Annotated in this window: 22 protein-coding genes; 8 read left to right on the top strand and 14 right to left on the bottom strand. The window is 27.4% G+C overall.

Annotated elements, in window-relative coordinates:
* Positions 1-331 precede the first annotated feature (331 nt).
* Together CJ670_RS09130 and CJ670_RS09125 are read left to right on the top strand one after the other, a co-directional pair.
* Positions 332-1,714 (top strand): MBOAT family O-acyltransferase, encoded by a 1,383-nt coding sequence (locus CJ670_RS09130; protein ID WP_105939728.1) that lies wholly within the window; start codon positions 332-334, stop codon positions 1,712-1,714.
* Between the two features lie 9 nt (positions 1,715-1,723).
* A complete protein-coding gene (locus CJ670_RS09125) occupies positions 1,724-2,710 on the top strand; it encodes a hypothetical protein (protein WP_105939727.1) in 987 nt (328 codons plus the stop codon).
* Positions 2,711-2,809: 99 nt separating this feature from the next.
* Here the strand turns inward: CJ670_RS09125 and CJ670_RS09120 are convergent, their stop codons facing one another.
* The 14 genes from CJ670_RS09120 to CJ670_RS09055 form a co-directional block, all read right to left on the bottom strand.
* The gene (locus CJ670_RS09120; protein WP_105912114.1) at positions 2,810-3,277 is read right to left on the bottom strand and encodes an N-acetyltransferase; all 468 of its coding nucleotides are present in this window, start codon (positions 3,275-3,277) and stop codon (positions 2,810-2,812) included.
* The gene (yihA, locus tag CJ670_RS09115) at positions 3,267-3,869 is read right to left on the bottom strand and encodes a ribosome biogenesis GTP-binding protein YihA/YsxC (protein WP_105912142.1); all 603 of its coding nucleotides are present in this window, start codon (positions 3,867-3,869) and stop codon (positions 3,267-3,269) included. Before yihA ends, CJ670_RS09120 begins: the two co-directional genes overlap by 11 nt.
* A 1-nt stretch (position 3,870) precedes the next feature.
* Positions 3,871-4,371, bottom strand: coding sequence for an LptA/OstA family protein (locus tag CJ670_RS09110; RefSeq protein ID WP_105912115.1), 501 nt, complete (start codon positions 4,369-4,371; stop codon positions 3,871-3,873).
* Positions 4,358-4,909, bottom strand: a complete 552-nt coding sequence (locus CJ670_RS09105) for a hypothetical protein (RefSeq protein ID WP_105939726.1) — start codon at positions 4,907-4,909, stop codon at positions 4,358-4,360. The genes CJ670_RS09110 and CJ670_RS09105 overlap by 14 nt, the downstream gene beginning before the upstream one ends.
* A complete protein-coding gene (locus CJ670_RS09100) occupies positions 4,900-5,397 on the bottom strand; it encodes a KdsC family phosphatase (protein ID WP_105939725.1) in 498 nt (165 codons plus the stop codon). Before CJ670_RS09100 ends, CJ670_RS09105 begins: the two co-directional genes overlap by 10 nt.
* A complete protein-coding gene (hisB, locus tag CJ670_RS09095) occupies positions 5,394-5,966 on the bottom strand; it encodes an imidazoleglycerol-phosphate dehydratase HisB (RefSeq protein WP_105917745.1) in 573 nt (190 codons plus the stop codon). Before hisB ends, CJ670_RS09100 begins: the two co-directional genes overlap by 4 nt.
* Before the next feature lie 11 nt (positions 5,967-5,977).
* Positions 5,978-6,883 (bottom strand): septal ring lytic transglycosylase RlpA family protein, encoded by a 906-nt coding sequence (locus CJ670_RS09090; RefSeq protein WP_105939724.1) that lies wholly within the window; start codon positions 6,881-6,883, stop codon positions 5,978-5,980.
* Positions 6,867-8,084, bottom strand: a complete 1,218-nt coding sequence (locus tag CJ670_RS09085; protein ID WP_105939723.1) for a lytic transglycosylase domain-containing protein — start codon at positions 8,082-8,084, stop codon at positions 6,867-6,869. The genes CJ670_RS09090 and CJ670_RS09085 overlap by 17 nt, the downstream gene beginning before the upstream one ends.
* Positions 8,085-8,119: 35 nt before the next feature.
* Entirely contained in the window at positions 8,120-8,902 is a 783-nt protein-coding gene (locus CJ670_RS09080) for a TatD family hydrolase (protein WP_342587576.1), read from the bottom strand.
* Between the two features lie 16 nt (positions 8,903-8,918).
* Positions 8,919-9,224: a hypothetical protein gene (locus CJ670_RS09075; RefSeq protein WP_105912122.1), complete on the bottom strand. Its 306-nt coding sequence runs from the start codon at positions 9,222-9,224 to the stop codon at positions 8,919-8,921.
* 52 nt (positions 9,225-9,276) lie between these two features.
* On the bottom strand, positions 9,277-10,605 hold the full coding sequence (hslU, locus tag CJ670_RS09070) for an ATP-dependent protease ATPase subunit HslU (RefSeq protein WP_105912123.1): 1,329 nt from the start codon (positions 10,603-10,605) through the stop codon (positions 9,277-9,279).
* 7 nt (positions 10,606-10,612) lie between these two features.
* A complete protein-coding gene (gene hslV / locus CJ670_RS09065) occupies positions 10,613-11,149 on the bottom strand; it encodes an ATP-dependent protease subunit HslV (RefSeq protein WP_105912124.1) in 537 nt (178 codons plus the stop codon).
* A gap of 2 nt (positions 11,150-11,151) precedes the next feature.
* Entirely contained in the window at positions 11,152-11,598 is a 447-nt protein-coding gene (rplI, locus tag CJ670_RS09060; protein ID WP_105939721.1) for a 50S ribosomal protein L9, read from the bottom strand.
* 72 nt (positions 11,599-11,670) lie between these two features.
* On the bottom strand, positions 11,671-12,300 hold the full coding sequence (locus CJ670_RS09055; RefSeq protein WP_105912126.1) for a recombinase family protein: 630 nt from the start codon (positions 12,298-12,300) through the stop codon (positions 11,671-11,673).
* Positions 12,301-12,464: 164 nt separating this feature from the next.
* Between CJ670_RS09055 and CJ670_RS09050 the strand changes: the two genes are divergently transcribed.
* From CJ670_RS09050 to cysE, 6 genes are read left to right on the top strand one after another with little or no spacing between them, the layout of a single operon-like run.
* Positions 12,465-13,019: a UbiX family flavin prenyltransferase gene (locus CJ670_RS09050; RefSeq protein ID WP_105912127.1), complete on the top strand. Its 555-nt coding sequence runs from the start codon at positions 12,465-12,467 to the stop codon at positions 13,017-13,019.
* Between the two features lie 2 nt (positions 13,020-13,021).
* Positions 13,022-13,516, top strand: a complete 495-nt coding sequence (gene coaD / locus CJ670_RS09045) for a pantetheine-phosphate adenylyltransferase (RefSeq protein ID WP_105939720.1) — start codon at positions 13,022-13,024, stop codon at positions 13,514-13,516.
* Entirely contained in the window at positions 13,507-14,073 is a 567-nt protein-coding gene (tmk, locus tag CJ670_RS09040; RefSeq protein WP_105939719.1) for a dTMP kinase, read from the top strand. The genes coaD and tmk overlap by 10 nt, the downstream gene beginning before the upstream one ends.
* Positions 14,066-15,286, top strand: coding sequence for a histidine--tRNA ligase (gene hisS / locus CJ670_RS09035; protein ID WP_105939718.1), 1,221 nt, complete (start codon positions 14,066-14,068; stop codon positions 15,284-15,286). The genes tmk and hisS overlap by 8 nt, the downstream gene beginning before the upstream one ends.
* Position 15,287: 1 nt before the next feature.
* Positions 15,288-17,102: a biosynthetic arginine decarboxylase gene (gene speA, locus CJ670_RS09030; RefSeq protein WP_105912131.1), complete on the top strand. Its 1,815-nt coding sequence runs from the start codon at positions 15,288-15,290 to the stop codon at positions 17,100-17,102.
* Positions 17,092-17,841, top strand: coding sequence for a serine O-acetyltransferase (cysE, locus tag CJ670_RS09025; RefSeq protein WP_105939717.1), 750 nt, complete (start codon positions 17,092-17,094; stop codon positions 17,839-17,841). Before speA ends, cysE begins: the two co-directional genes overlap by 11 nt.
* The last annotated feature ends 2 nt before the right edge of the window (positions 17,842-17,843 follow it).

Below are 17,843 nucleotides of genomic sequence, written 5' to 3'. Positions count from 1 at the left end.
AGTTTTATACTCTATGAGCTGCTACACTTTACTTCGTCTCTTAATACAGCCTAGTCAAAACTGGCTTTGTTGCCACTCAAGTTTTACGTGTAGCTATCCAACTGTGTCACAATCTTATTCAACTCGAATAGATTCAGAATTTTTGTTGATATGCTACTTGAATTCTCTCTTTGGTATTATAAGAGAATTATTTACAGTCCCAAAAGCATAGTTTATTAAAGTGTTGACTAAATAGCTTTACATAGATATAAAGCTATTTTAATCAATTTTGTGCAATGATTCCATCTCTTTTGATAGAATTTTTAATTTTCCCACTTAAAAAAGGGTTGCTGTGCTTTTTAATTCTTATGAATTTTTATTAATATTTTTACCATTAACTTTAATAATATATTTTTATCTAAATTCATTAAAACTTATACATCTTGGTAAAATATTTTTAGTAGTTTCTAGTTTATTTTTTTACTCTTGGTGGAATCCTATTTACCTTCCCCTAATTTTAGGAAGTATGATTTTTAACTTCTATGTTGGAAAATCTTTGGGCAAAAAATCATCTAAGAATATACTCTTACTTGGAATTATTGGAAATGTTCTACTTTTAGGGTATTTTAAATATACAGATTTTTTTATTGAAAATTTTAATTGGGCTTTAGACAAAGATATTACTTTACTTCATTTAGCTTTACCATTAGCAATTAGTTATTTTACATTTCAACAAATTGCTTTTTTGGTCGATAATTATAGAGGTGAAGTAAAAGAGTTTAGCTTTTTAAACTATTCACTTTTTATAACTTTTTTTCCACAACTTTTAATGGGTCCAATAGTTCATCATAAAGAGATGATGCCACAATTTGCTCTTAAATGGAGAAGTTATATACGCTTAGAAAACATCTCTTTGGGACTATTTATTTTTGCAATAGGATTAGCCAAAAAAACTCTAATAGGAGACCCACTTACAGATTATGCTCAATATGCTTTTGATAATGCACAAAAACTAACTATGATTGAAGCTTGGTATGCTTCAACTTCTTATGTTTTATCATACTATTTTGATTTATCTGGATATGCTGATATGGCAATAGGTATTGCAAAAATGTTTAATATAGATATTCCAAAAAACTTTAATTCTCCATACAAAGCTAGAAATTTTGCTGATTATTGGAGAAGATGGCACATCACTTTGAGTAGATTTTTAGGAGATTATATTTATAAAAGTTTAGGCGGAAACAAAAATATAGTTTGGATTATTTATTTAAATATTATGATCACATTTTTTGTATCTGGATTTTGGCATGGAGCTGGATGGACATTTGTTGTTTGGGGATTATTAAATGGATTATTTGTAATTTTTGCACATATGATGAAAAAAGCAAATCTTGAAATGAACTTTTATATAGCTTGGTTTTTAATGTTTATTGGACTTATAATCACAAGAACACTATTCGTATCAAAAGATTTTAGTGATGCTTGGTATGTTACAAAAACTCTATTTGATTTTACAAATTTAAAATTTAGTGAGCTATATCATATAGACCCTATTTTCCAAAGCTTTTATATTGTTCTTGGATTGGTTTTAGCTTTAGGCTTTAAAAATAGTGGTGAAATTGCTCTAAATTTCAAACCAAATATTAAATATGCTCTTTATACAGCAATTTTAATATCTGCTTCTTTGTTTACTTTTTCAAGTGCAAAAGAGTTTTTATATTTTCAATTTTAGGAAGAATAGATGAAGAAACATCAAAAATTTATATTTTTAACAATTTTATTTACTTTTATCATCTTTTCTATAGGAATTTTTATAAGATATATTATAGATCCTGTTGGAATAAATAATCGCTTTGATATAGGACTAAAAAAAGATGTAGCTTTAGCATATAGAACTCAAAAATATGTAGAATTAAACAAAATCCAACCAAATACTATAATTCTTGGAGGAAGTAGAGTTCACTATTTAAATACAAAAGATATTGAAAAATACACTCAAGATAAAGTATATAATTTAGGTCTTCAATTTGGAACATTAGAAGAACAATACTATTTTTTAAAACACTCTTTAGAAAATTTTCCTGTAAATAATGTTCTTATAGGACTAAATTTTTATACTTTTGATGAAAATTTAAAAGAAAATAATAGTGATTTTAACAAAGCTATTTTTAAAAAAGGGTTTAATACTTTTTATCAAATAAAACATTATTTAGAAATACCTCTATTTAAATATTTAAAATATGTAATACCAAATAATGATAGAAATTTATTTTATGAAAATGGAGCAATAACATTTTATCATCAAGAGCAAGTTATAAAAAACAATGATAAATCGTCTATGTGGGAATCAACTCTAAATCATTATAAAAAAACTTATGAAAACTATAATATTTTAGGAAATTCAAACCTTGAGTACTATAAAAAGATGGTTGAATTATGTAAAGAGTACAATATTAATCTAAAAGTATTTACAACAGCCGTTCACTCTTCTCAATTAAAGCTTATTGAAGAGACAAATACTCTCGATTTATTCGATACTTGGAAAAATGAAATAGTAAATATATTTCCCTTTTGGGATTTTATGTATGAAAATAGTGTAACTTCAAATGAAGATAATTATATTGACTCTTCACATATAAAGCAAGAGCTTGGATATCTTTATTTTGCAAAGATTTTTGAAGATTTTGATATCGAAATCCCAGAAGATTTTGGAATTTTTATAGAATAAAGGAATAAGTATAACACTATCAAATGGTGTATCTAGTCAAAAAATATCTCAAATATTTACAAAAGAGGAGCTTCTAAAAAGAGTAATAGAAGCTAGAGATTAAATCTCAATATCCTTTACCATAGCTATTTCATTGCAAATTGGGAAAAGTTTACATTTAATACAATCAGCCCAGATTTTTTGTTCAGGAATATCTTCTTTTGGAATCTCTCTAAATCCACATGAAACAAAAAAATCTTTCTCATAAGTAAGAGATAAAACCTGTTTTATTCCATAAAATTTTGCTTCTTTAACACACTCATCTACAAGTTTTTTTCCTAAGCCTAAACCTCTAAACTCTTCATTTACTATCAAACTTCGCACTTCTGCCATTCTAGCAGAATGAATATGAGTAGCTGTAAAACCAGCCATTTTACCATCTACTTCAACAATAATATATGATCTAATAGTTGTAGCCATTTCATCTTCTGTTCTTAAAAGAATTATTCCTTTTTCAACTTCTGGACGTACTAGCTCTTGCATTTTTGGAATATCAAGAACTGTTGGCTTATAAAATCTAATTTCCAAATAGATGCTCCGTAATTTTATTTTGAAGTTCAATTATACCTTTTTTCTTTAAGTTTGAAACAAAAATTCCATCTGGAAAATCTCTTTTTAACTTATTAAGCTCTGCACTATTTAGTTTATCTATTTTTGTAAAAGCATTTATAATTATTTGATCGCCTCTTTTTATGTGTTTTACAAACTTATCAACATTTTTATCAATCTCTAAATCAGTATGCCTAGAATCTATTAAATGAACAAATATTTGAAGATTTGGTCTTTGTTCTAAATATTCTGTAAGATTTCTATTCCAAGCTGCTTTTAATGTTTTAGCAACTTTAGCATATCCAAAACCTGGTAAATCGACAAATCTTGCATAAACATAAGGAGTTTCAATATCTTGAGTTTTAAACTTAATCTCAAAATAGTTTATAAGTTGAGTTTTCCCTGGAGTTGAAGATGATTTGGCTAAACCTTTATGTTTTGTTAAAGAGTTTAAAACTGAAGATTTTCCAACATTTGATCTACCTAAAAAAGCAACTTCTGCTAATGATGGTGGTGGAGAATCTTCAATACTTTGAGCGGATTGTAAAAATTTTGCATCTATTAAATTCATACTATTTTTTTTCACCTCGTTCTATATTTATAATAAACTTTACAGGTTTATTTTCACTTCCTTTAACCTTTGCTTCACCTGTTAACTGATTGATATAAATATTATCTCCATAAATTTTTCTATCATCATTTTTCTCATGAACATATCCATTTCCAATAATTAAATACTCCTCTTTTAAAGGCACATAAATAATTTTATCACCTTTTCCAACATAGTGTTTGTCTTTTGAAATTACTTCAAAATCAGCATCTCCAGTAGCTTCATATTTAGTTGCTACTTTATTATTTGTATTTTTATCTGTTTCAAAAAATACATCAACTTTTTGTGCATTTAACTTATCTTCAGCCATTCTTATTTTTACATTTCCTGTAAAAGTAGAAATTCCTTTGTTATCATCTGCTTTGAAATCTAAAGCATCTATTACTAATGTTTCAGTTTGTGCAAACAAAAGTGAAGAACAAAAAATCAAACCAACTAAAACTTTTATACTATTTTTTATCATCTTTTCCCTTTCTCTTTTCAATATCTATCTCAAAATGTGTATTTTTAGAATTTATAATATTTTTCTCACTTTCTAAATACAAATTTTCTCCATTGTATTTATGTGCATAATACTCTGCTTTAAAAGGAGAACTATTTTTTGCAATTTTATTTAAATCATCATAAACCATCTCTTTTGCATCTATTTTAATAAAATCATCTCTTTTATACTTAACATTATCTTTTAAATTATAAATAGCACCCTTTTTTACTATAAAATCTGCTTTAATATTTTCGCTTTTGAAATTCTTCGCAATATTATTGTTATTTAAAGTAATATCACCATAATACATCTCATCTCTAGTTTCATATCTTACAGCTTGTGTAGCAACAATTTTTTTAGTAACCATATTTTCATCTAAACTATACATTACTGGATTTTCAAATATAAAAAGAGCTATATCCTCTTTTTTAAAATCCTTTTTTGGTTTATCAACTGGCAAGAAATAAAATATTATTGCTAAAACAAGAGATACAAAAACAAATATTTTTAAAGCCATAAGTTTAAAAACTCCTCTTCGAGGTTTTCTTCTTTTAAGATATACTCTATCATCTCTCTTGCAGCTCCACTTCCGCCACTTTTTTTACAAACTACATTTACACTATTTTTTACAATTTCATGTGCATTTTGTGGAGCAAAAGATAATCCTGCTTTTTTAAGCATTTTTAAATCATTTAAATCATCACCAATTGCAGCAACTTGATTGTAATTTAAACCCTCTTTTTTTAATATCTCATCTAAAACTTGTAATTTATCTTTTACATTTTGGTATAGATACTCTATTTTTAACTCATTTGCTCTATATTCAACAATTTTTGATTCACGCCCTGTGATAATTGCTGCTTTTTTTCCTAAATGTTTTGTCCAAAAAACTATTGCAAAACCATCGCTTACATTAAAAGTTTTAAACTCTTCAAGGCTACTTGAATATGTAATATCACCATTTGTTAAAGTTCCATCAACATCAAAAACTAAAAGTTCAATCATAAAACACCTTTTGTGCTAGGAATTCCAAGTTTTTCATTTTTTACTAAAGCACGTCTTAATGCAACTGCAAAAGCTTTAAATGTTGCTTCTATAATATGATGTTTATTTCTTCCTCTTTCAGATATTAAATGTAGAGTAATTCCAGCATTTCCACTTAGAGCATGGAAAAACTCTTCTACTAATTCAACATCAAACTCTCCAACTTTACCACTAACATTTACTTCATAAACCAAAAATGGTCGATTTGATAAATCCAAAGCACATGTTGTTGCTGCTTCATCCATAACAACAGTCGCATTTCCATATCTCTCAATTGCAGCAATTGGAAAAATAGCTTTTTTCAAAGCTTGTCCTAAAACTATTCCACAATCTTCAACTGTATGATGTGAATCAATATGTAAATCACCTTTACACTCCAAATTTATATCAATTCCACTATGTTTACTCAAAGCTTCAAGCATATGGTCAAAAAATCCAACTCCTGTATTTATAGAAAATTTTCCACAACCATCTAAAGTCAAACTACACTTTATTTGAGTCTCTTTCGTATCTCTTTTTATCTCTACCATCTTTTAAATCCTTATTGAACTACAATTGCATTTGTTAAATTGTTTTTTGCCTTAAAGTTTTGTCCATCATCATAAGATGAAAAACCTCTTATATAAACTCTATAAATTCCACCATTCTCAACATATTCTATCTTTTTTGATGGGAATTTTACTTTATACTCATCTACTGTTTTTGAAGCTCCTGCTTGTAAACTAAATGCTCCTACTTGAACACTAAACTTTCCAGAAGAAGATTTTGAGCTCTGATTTGAACTACTTTTTGAAGTTGCAATAGGTGTTGCCATTCCAATATTAGTATTAATATTTGTAGCTACTATATCATCTTCAACTACTTCTATTTTTTCAACTTCTGGTTTTTGCTCAATTGAGTTTACATTTGGAGCATTTTTATCATCAATTAATCCATTATAACCCAAAACAGTAACCTTAACCCTTGCTGTACCTTTTCTAACCATATCTATCTCATGAGCTGCTTTATTTGATAGGTCAATAATTCTTCCAGTAACAAAAGGTCCTCTATCGTTTATTCTAACTATTGTACTTCTTCCATTGTCTAAATTATCAACTTTTACAACTGTATTCATAGGCAAAGTTTTATGAGCAGCTGTCATAGCATACATATTATAAATTTCACCATTTGAAGTCTTTTTTGCATGAAAATCTGGTCCATACCAAGAAGCAATTCCATCAAATTTATCCCCAACATTTGCAACAAAAGGATAATATCTAATACCAAAAACATTGTAAGGTCTCATCGTAGCTCTATGCATGGCTTCACTATTATTTATACTTTTATCACCTGTATCCTTACGATATGAATTATAATCATAAGTTTGCTTAGTAGAACAGCCTGTAAATAAAAAAGACGAACAAAAAATTAAAAAAGCAATACTATAAATTCTATTTGATAATCTCAAGATTCTCTCCTATTTTCAACTTATTACTACTTTTTTTATTATCAATTTTAAGTTTTTTTACACTAACTTTATATTTTTTTGCAATAGCTTCTAGTGTATCACCTTGTTTTACTTTGTAAATAATTTTATTTGAATCTTTTTTTATTTTTTCTAAATTTACTTTATTTTCGATATGAGGCAAATTTTTCATATTTACAACTTTGTTGTTAAATAACTCAACTTTTGTATGAGGGATATAGAAGTTATAACTATTTTTATCTGTTGGTATCATATCTTTTAAAAGATGTTTATTTATAGTTTTTAACTCTTCATAGCTCATAGAGAGTTCATCTGCAATAGTTTTTAATTTCAATCCTCTATTTGCATTAACTTTTTCTAAATCATACTTTGTTTTTTTATCTAAGTTTTTAAATCTATCATTATTTTCAAGAATTGAAAAAGAGACTAACATATTTATATAATTTACACTAGTTTTTGGCAAATAATCTCTTTTTGAATTATGCTTTAAAAGATAAAGATAGTCAAAATGCCCAGATTTTAAACCCAAATCTTTATAAATAGTATATAAATTGTCTATTCCTTTTTTATTTTTTGTATAATCAGAAATATACAAATTATAAATTTTTATAACCTTATCATGATACATAGTTGGATGTTCATCTAAATATTTATCCAAAGTAGCTCTTGCAACTCCATGAATAATTCTTCCTTCTCCTGCATTATAAGCCAAAACAGACAAATACCATTTTCCGAATTTTTTATAATATTTTCTTAAATAATTTGTAGCAGCATCTGTTGATTTTATTAAATCCAGTCTCTCATCAACAAACTCATTTCTTTTTAACTTAAGATTGCTAGCAGTTAAAGGCATAATTTGCCAAAGTCCAGAAGGACCACTTTTATTTACTAAATTCTTAAAACTTGACTCTATTAAAGGTACGAAAAAAAGTACCTTAGGAAGATTTTTTAGCTCTAACTCTTCTTTTACTATTTTTGCATTTAGTGATGATTTTTTTAATAAATTATCATAATATTGAATTTTTTTTGTAGTTGATAACTCTTTGTATTTTGATTTAAAGGATTGTTCATTAAAAAAATCTTTTGGAAGGTTTAACTCTTCCAATATAACGATATTTTGCTCAAGATTATTTGCAAAAATAGAAGAAATTAAAATGCTTATTGCTACTAAAATTTTTTTCAAGGTTTCCTCTTTATTTTAGAATTCTTTGATTATATCTAAGAAATATTAGAAAATTCTTTAAAAAGATTTTTGGCATTATTTGTAGTAATACTTTGAATCTCCTCATCGCTTATATTTAAAATCTCTGCCATTTTTTGAGCTACATATTTTGTATAATATGGCTCATTTCTAACTCCTCTAAAAGGATGTGGTGTTAAATATGGAGCATCTGTTTCTATTAAGAGTTTTTCTTTAGGAATTTGTGGCAAAATCTCTACTAACTTTTTTGCATTTTTAAAAGTAACAACCCCACCTATTCCAAAATAAAAATTCATATTTGCCAAAGGAAGAAGATGAGCACTTGCATTAAAACAGTGCAAAACTCCACCTAACTCTTTTGAGGCATATTTTTCCAAAATCTCTCTTGAATCATTTGAAGCTTCTCTAATATGAATAATTAGTGGTTTTTTGTACTTTTTTGCTAAATTTATTTGAGAAATAAAAACTTCTTTTTGTTTTTTTATATTCTCTTGTTTTTCAATTTCATCATCTGGAAGTCTATAATAATCTAATCCACACTCACCTATAGCTATGCACTTTGGATGATTTACATATTTTTCAATAACTGCTTCATCGTACTCATCTATATCATAAGGATGAATTCCAACAGCAAAAAAAACTTCATCATATTTTTGGCTTAGCTCAATAGCTTTTTTAAGAGTTTTAAAACTTGCACCTGGAATTAAAAAAGCATTAACTCCAGATTCTTTTGCATTTGTTATAACACCATCTATATCACTTAAATAAGCTTCATTATCAAGATGGCAATGAGTATCTATAATAATCTTTAAACCTTTAAGACAAAAATCTTTTGTTTAAAAGATTTATTAAATTGTTTATTCTAGAAATATCTGAATATTTTATCCAAGCATCTATTCCAAAGTTTTTGAAAGCATCATAATCGCTTTCATCTTCTATTATTGCGATAGATACATATTTTTCTTTGCAAACACTATGCTTATTTTCCTCATATTCAAAAATAGATTCTATATCTATTATGACTATATCAGCTTTACCTTCGCCTTTTGAGTGAAAAGACTCAACATCGAATTCTGGATTAAAAAGCGACTCATCAATTTGACAAAAAGTTATGATTTTCATATATCCCCCGTGTTTTTAAATAATTTTGTATTCTATGCTAAATAGTATTAAATTACAATATATATCTTGTAACATCTACATTATCTACAATCTTCTCAAGTTTTTCTGATACTAATTTACTAGTTACAACTACTTTTGAACCTTTTTTCTCATCTGCATCAAAAGATATATCTTCGATAACTTTTTCAATAACAGTATGAAGTCTTCTTGCTCCTATATCTTCTGTTTTTTCATTAGCCATTACACTATATTTTGCAAAAGCTCTAATTGCTTCATCATCAAATTCAAGTTCAACTTCTTCAACTGCTAACAATGCTTTATACTGTTTTAGAAGTGAATTTTTTGTATTTGTTAAAATTTTATAAAGAGCATCTTCATCAAGACTTTCTAACTCAACTCTAAGAGGAAATCTTCCTTGAAGTTCTGGTATTAAATCACTTGGTTTTGATACATGAAATGCACCAGCTGCAATAAACAAAATATGATCAGTTTTTATTTGTCCAAATTTAGTTTGAACTGAACTTCCTTCAACTATTGGAAGCAAATCTCTTTGAACTCCCTCTTTTGATGGATCTTGACCTTGATTTTTCTTCCCACTTGCAATTTTATCTATCTCATCTATAAAAATAATTCCACCGTTTTCAGCTCTTTTTAAAGCCTCTATTTTAATGGCTTCAGTATCTAGTAAACTTTCACTAGCAACACCTCTTAAAAGAATTTTTGCATCTTTTATGCTTACTTCTTTTTTTATTTTTTCTTTATTTAAGCTTCCTAACATTTTATTAAGACTCTCTTGCATAGAACTCATATCAAATGGTAAGCTAGAATCAATTATCTCAACATGGGCTTTTTTAGGTAATTCTATCTCTATTTTTTTATCATCTAAATCACCATTTAATAACTTCTTTTCCATTAGATTATAAGTTTTTATAAATGACTCTTTTGCATTTTCGCTTGCACTTTCAGGAAGAGGAGGTACTAATTTCTCAATTATTTTTTTATTTACCTCATCATCGATTTTATCTTTAATTTTCTCTTCAAACTCTTTTGTAACAAGATTTATACTTTCATAAAGAAGGTCTCTAATCATCGACTCAACGTCTCTTCCTACAAATCCAACTTCTGTATATTTACTTGCTTCTACTTTTACAAAAGGAAGTCCCATCATTTTTGCCATTCTTCTTGCAATTTCAGTTTTACCAACTCCTGTGCTTCCAATCATTAGAATATTTTTTGGCATAATCTCTTCTTGTAAATTTGGCTCAACTCTCATTCTTCTATATCTATTTCTTAAAGCCAATGCTATGGTCTTCTTTGCATCATTTTGACCAATAATATAATCATCTAAATAAGCAACAATCTGCTTGGGTGTCATATCCATATTGTTTTTATTCCTCTATTTTTAATATTTTTATATTTTGATTTGTATAAATACAAAGCTCTCCTGCAATCATCAAAGATTCACGTACTAGTTCTTCTTCATCAAGCTGTGAGTGTTTTGCTAGTGCTCGTGCAGCAGATATTGCAAAATTTCCACCACTTCCAATACTTGCTATTTCTCCATCTTCAGGCTCTACAACATCTCCATTTCCACTTAAAATAAATATTTTTTCTTTGTTTAAAACTATCATCATAGCTTCAAGCCGTCTTAAATACTTATCTTTTCTCCACTCTTTTGAAAAAGCAATAACTGATTTTAGTAAATCACCTTTACAAGTTTCAAGATGAGATTCAAACATATCAAAAAGATTAAAAGCATCAGCAGTGCTTCCTGCAAAACCTGCTAAAATTTGACCTTTATACAAAGTTCTAATCTTTGTGGCATTTCCCTTTAAAACTGTATTTCCAAAAGATACTTGTCCATCTCCACCAATAACAGCTTTATTTTTACCTTTGTAGGCTAAAATCGTAGTTGCATGAAACATAATTAACCAGCGATTATATCGATTTTTAACGTTGCATTTACAGAGTGTCCTAATTTACAAGAAACTTCATAAATACCAATATTTTTTAATTTATTATCAACAACTATACTTTTCTTATCAACCATAATAGAGAATTGCTTTTCAAGCTCTTCACTTATCTCTTTATTTGTAACACTTCCAATAAGTTGATTATTTGCTCCCGCTTTATGTCTAATTGTAAGTTTTGTAGAGTTTATTTTTTCTGCTAATTCTTTTGCAGCTTTTATCTCTTCTTCTTCTTTAAGTGCTAACTTTTTTTGCTCTGCATTATGTTTTGCTATTACTTCATTTGTTGCTTGTAAAGCTAAGCCTTTTCCTATTAAAAAATTTTTACCATATCCATCAGCTACTTCTTTAATTTCACCTGCTTTTCCTAAAGTTTTTACATCTTTTATTAATAATACTTTCATTTACTTTTCCTTTAATTTTTAACTCATCATTCTACTATTAATTTTTTTAAAGCCATATAAAAAGTATTAAAGCTACTTTTTATCAAGTGCAATTGCCCTAATATCTCTCTTTTTTACATAACTATTTAATCCTATATGGTTGTTATATCCTAAAAGTTTTGATATTTTTCGCACACTTAAACCCATAGCTAGTAATTCCTCAATTTTGCCTCTTTGCTCATCAAATTTTGATTTTTGAATAGTTCCTTTTGGTTTTCCAAGAGCAATACCATCCTCTTTTTTTGCATTTAATGCCTCTTTTGTTCTTAAGCTTTGAAGCTCTTTTTCTAAAGATATAGTCATTTTTATAATATTTAAAATCATCAATGAAAGCTTGTCATCGTTACTTAACAAATCTAAATTTTGTTCAACAACAATTATTCTTATCTTATTTGATAATAAAAACTTTACAATTTCTAAAATTCTATCGATAGTTCTTCCAAAAACATTTAAGTTTGCAACAATTATTGTAGAATTTTTTTCACAATTTTCTAAAAGTTGAATAATATTTTTCTCTTGAGAAGATCTGTTTATCTCTATTTCAATATTTTTATAAATAGTTAATGAATTTTTTAAAATATATTTTGCAATAAGATTTTTTTGTTCATCTGTATAATTCATATTATTTCTATTTTTTCTAATATATGTGAAATTTTTTGACATTTTTATACCTCTTTTTTGTAATAGTTTTATATTTAAATTTATACAAAATGTTATCCTTTTAATATTTAATAAAAGCTTATACATATTTTGATATAAAATAAAACTTGAAGCTTTTATTTGCTAATATCAAGCTTTTTATAATTAAATTATTCAAGAGGTAAATATTGAGATTAACAGTTGGAATTTCAGGTGCTAGTGGAGTAAATCTAGCTTTGAAATTTATAAAACAAATACCAAAAGATATTGAAATTTTTGTAGTATTTTCAAAAAGTTCTAAAAAGGCTTTAAAACTTGAAAATGGTATAAAAACTAAAGAGATATTCAAAAATGATGAAAATATAACACTTTTTAATGATAAAAACATAGGAGCTTCTTTAGCATCTGGCTCTTTTAAAGTTGATAAGATGATTATTCTTCCTTGTAGTTCAAATACTTTGGCAAAATGTAGTGTAGGAATTGCTGATAGTTTAATTACTAGAGCTTTTTCTGTAATGCTAAAGGAAAAAAGAGAGATTATAATAGCTCCAAGAGAGTTACCTTTAAATACAATAATGCTAGAAAATATGCTAAAGCTTTCAAATTTAGGAGTTGTAATTGCACCTCCAATTTTGGGATATTATAGCTCTCAGCAAACTTTAGAAGATATGGAAAACTTTATTATTGGAAAATGGATGGATTTATTAAAAATAGATAACAAACTATATAAAAGATGGAAATAGATATGAAAAATAACGATTATAACTATACTGGCTCATATAAAAAAGCTATATATAGTGGGACTTTTGACCCTATTACTATTGGGCACTTAGATATTATTGAAAGAGCCACAAAAATTTTTGATGAAGTAATTATAAGTGTTGCAAAAAGTGAACTAAAAAAACCTATGTTTAGTCATGAAAAAAGAGTAGAGTTTGTAAAAGCTGTTACAAAAAATCTTAAAAATGTAAGAGTTGTTGGTTTTGATACTCTTTTGGTTGATTTAGCAAAAGATTTACAAATCAATACTATTATAAGAGGATTAAGAGCTGTTAGTGATTTTGAATTTGAACTTCAAATGGGATATGCAAACTCTTCAATAAATCATAATCTTGAAACAGTTTACCTAATGCCAACACTAGAACATGCCTTTGTAAGCTCTACTATTGTGCGAGAAATTATAAGATTTAAAGGAAAATTTGAACATCTAGTTCCTAAAGAGGTTTTAGAATGTATGTAGTAATTGAAGGAATAGATACAGCTGGAAAATCAACACAGTTAGAAATCTTAAAAAATAAATTTCCAAATGCAGTTTTTACAAAAGAGCCAGGTGGAACAAAACTTGGAATTAAACTAAGAGAGATGATTTTAAGTGGAGAATCAAATAGTAGTTTAGCCGAAATGTTTATGTTTCTTGCAGATAGAGCTGAACATACGAAAGAGATTATCTTAAAAAATAAAAATAAATTAATTATTAGTGACCGTTCATTTATATCTGGAATTGCTTATGCAAAAGATAGAAAAATAGATGATTTAATAGAATTAAATCGTCTAGCAACTTCAAATAATTTTCCACAAAAAGTAATCTTACTAGAGCTTAAAAAAGATGAATTACAAAAAAGATTGTCTCAAAAACCAAATGATAGTATTGAAAAAAGAGGATTAGATTATCTTTTAGATATTCAAGAAAGACTAAAAGAGACTATTTTAAAACTAGAGATAAAACACACTTTTATAGATGCTAGCTTAAGCATAGATGAGATTGCAAAGAAGATTGAGGATTTTATAAATGAGTAATACAATTCAAAGTTTAAGAGGAATGAAAGATATTGTAGGAAGTGATAGCGAACTTTTTACATATTTTATTGAAAATGCTTCAAAAATTGCACAAAAATACGGTTTTTCTTATATTGAAACTCCACTTTTAGAAGAGACAGCACTTTTTAAAAGAAGTGTTGGAGAAAGTAGTGATATTGTAAATAAAGAGATGTATCAATTTATTGACAAAGGACAAAATGATGTATGCTTGCGACCTGAAGGAACTGCTGGAGTTGTAAGACATTTTGTTGAGAAAAAGCTAGATAAAGCTGGTGGAACTTACAAGTGGTACTACTATGGACCTATGTTTAGATATGAAAGACCACAAAAAGGAAGATTAAGAGAGTTTCACCAATTTGGTTGTGAAGTTTTTGGAATAGCAAATGTTTATGAAGATGCAAATATTATTATGCTTATTCGTGAAATTCTTGAATATTTTGGTATTGGATTTACTTTAAAACTAAACTCTTTGGGTTGTACTGAATGTATGCCTCAATATAAAGATAACTTAATAAATCATCTAAATAGTTTTAAGAATGAGTTGTGTGAAGATTGCAAAAGAAGAGTTGATACAAATCCAATTAGAGTATTAGATTGCAAAAATGAGAAGTGTCAAACTCTTTTAAAAGATGCACCAAAAATAACAAATAGTTTATGTAGCTCTTGCAATAGTGATTTTGAAAAATTAAAAGAGATTTTGGATTTTAATAAAGTAAATTATGAAATTGATTCAAATTTAGTTCGTGGGCTTGATTATTACAACAAAACTGCATTTGAGTTTGTAAGCAATGAAATTGGAGCTCAAAGTGCAATTGCTGGTGGTGGAAGATATGATAGATTGGTTGAGTATCTTGGTGGAAAAAGTACAGCTGGAATTGGATTTGCTATTGGAATTGAAAGACTTCTTGAACTTATAAAAGTAAAAGAGCAAAAAGAGGATTTTTTGTATATTGGAGTTTTAGATGAAAGTAGTCTAAATAAAGCTTTTGAAATAGCTATTAAAAAAAGAAAAACAACAAAAACTTATATTGAATACACTCCAAGAGGATTTGCAAAACATTTTTCAATTGCTGAAAAATTGAATTGTAATATTGTTGCACTTATTGGAGAAAAAGAGCTAGAAAATGGAATGATTTATACAAAAAATTTAAATACAAAAGAAGAAAATAATATAATTTTAGAGGATTTTTAATATGAAAAACAGATATGGAATAGATATTTGGGGTGATGATAACTTTTTTATTGAAGATGGAGTTGTAAAAGTAAACTACAAACCGTATCCATCTTTAATAAAAATTGTAAAAGATGTAAGAAAGCAAGGGTTTAAAGGACCCTTACTTTTAAGATTTCCACATATTACAAAAAAACAAGTTAAAACACTTTTTAACACTTTTAATGCGAGTATTAAAGAGTATGATTATAAAGGAAAATTTAACGCTGTTTTTCCTCTAAAAGTAAATCAGCTACCAAACTTTATTCATCCTTTAGTAAATTCTGGAAAAAAATATAACTATGGTCTTGAAGCTGGAAGTAAAGCTGAACTTGTTATTGCTATGACTTACAACAACATGGGAAGTCCAATAACTGTAAATGGATTTAAAGATAAAGAGATGATTCATCTATGCTTCATTGCAAAATCTATGGGACACGATATTACTGTTATTATAGAGGGTTTAAATGAGCTAGAGATGATTTTGGAAGTTTTAAAAGAGACAAAAATGGAAGCTCCAAATGTAGGTTTAAGAGTAAGACTTCATAGCGGAGGAAGTGGTGTTTGGGCAAAAAGTGGAGGAATTGACTCTAAATTTGGACTTACTTCAACAGAAATTTTAGAAGCTTTTGAGCTTATGCAAGAAAATGAACTTGAGGATTTATTAACAATGATTCATTTTCACATAGGTTCTGCTATGAATACTATTAAACCTTTAAAAAAAGCTCTTAGAGAATCTGGTCATATATATGCTGAACTTAAAAATCTAGGTGCAAAAAAACTTAACTCTATAAATATCGGTGGAGGATTAAGTGTAGAATATAGTGCCTACGAACAATCTAGATTTTACTCACTTGCTGAATTTGCAAGTGATGTTGTATTTACTTTAAAAGATATTGCAAGACAAAAGGGAGTTGAAGAACCAAATATTTTTACTGAATCAGGAAGATTTATAAGTGCTGCTTCAACTGTTTTGATAGCTCCTGTTTTAGAGTTATTTTCAGCTGAATATGAGCTTGATCATCTAAAATTAAAAGAAAAAAATCCTCCTTTAATAGAAGAGTTAAGAGAACTCTTCAAAGATATGACAAAGAAAAAAGCTTATGAGTTTATGCATGATAGTATCGACCATTTAGAATCACTTTTAACTCTTTTTGATTTAGGATATATAGATTTACAAGATAGATCAAATGCTGAAATATTAACTCATCAAATTATCAAAAAAGCTATTTCACTTCTTCAAGTTGATGATTATGAAGAGCTTAAAAGATTTGATAAAAATATTCAAGAAAAATATCTACTTAATTTCTCACTTTTCCAATCTTTACCTGATTATTGGGGAATAGACCAAGAGTTTCCAATTATGCCAATAACTCATTTGGATAAAAAACCAACAAGAAGTGCAAGTCTTTGGGATATAACTTGTGATAGCGATGGAGAAATTCCTTTTGATATGAAAAAACCTCTATATTTGCATGATGTAAACTTAAATAAAGAGGATTATTTCTTAGGATTTTTCAATGTAGGAGCATATCAAGATACCTTAGGAATGAAACACAACCTTTTTTCTCATCCAACTGAGGTTAATGTGGTATTCAAAGATGAAGAAGTAATTTTAGAAAAACTTTTGGAATCTCAAAAAGTTATAGATATTTTAGATGATATTGACTACGATACACAAGAGATAAAAACAATTTTAAGTAGAAATCTTCCAAGTGAAACTTATGAGATATTAAAAAAATATTTAGATGACAATAGTTATTTAAAAACTATCTGGAGTTATTACGATGACGAATGAAATAAAAAATGAAGAAGAAAAAATATCTTTGTGGAATCAAATCAAAGAAGATTTTTCTGTTCCAAAACTAAATGATCCAGCTTTTAATTCAAGCTTTGAAATATTTTTTAATTATCCTGGAGTTTGGGCAATTATAAATCATAGAATTGCTCATATCTTATATAAAAAAGGCTTTGAAAAACTTTCTCGTGCTATTTCTGGGATATCATCTTTTTTTACAAAAACAGATATTCATCCTGCTGCATCAATTGGAAGAAGAGTATTTTTAGACCATGCTATTGGGGTTGTTATTGGTTCAACTTCTATTATAGAAGATGATGTTTTAATCTATCAAGGTGTAACTTTGGGAGGAGTTAGTCTTGATAAAGGTAAACGACACCCTACAATTAAATCAAATGTAGTTATTGGAAGTGGAGCAAAAATTTTAGGAAATATTACAATTGGTACTAACTCAAAAATTGGAGCAAACTCTGTTGTAGTTACTAATGTTCCTGAAAATTCAACTGCTGTTGGAGTACCTGCAAGAATTATCAAAAAAGATAATAAAAGAGATAAAATGGCTCATAATGAGTTACCAGATATAAACAAAGAGATGTTTAAATATCTAATAGAAAGAATAGCAAATCTTGAGTGTTCTATAAAAAAAGAGGAAAACTGTACCCTAGAAGAGAAGAATAAAATTTTAGAAAAAGAGTACGACGACTTTATTGATACTCTAAACTCAAATAAAAAAGAGTAATT

This window comes from Arcobacter cryaerophilus gv. crypticus (assembly GCF_002993025.1).
Classification (GTDB): Bacteria; Campylobacterota; Campylobacteria; order Campylobacterales; family Arcobacteraceae; genus Aliarcobacter; species Aliarcobacter cryaerophilus_B.
Note: the sequence above shows the minus strand (reverse complement) of the source record. Positions and strands in the feature narration are given on the sequence as shown.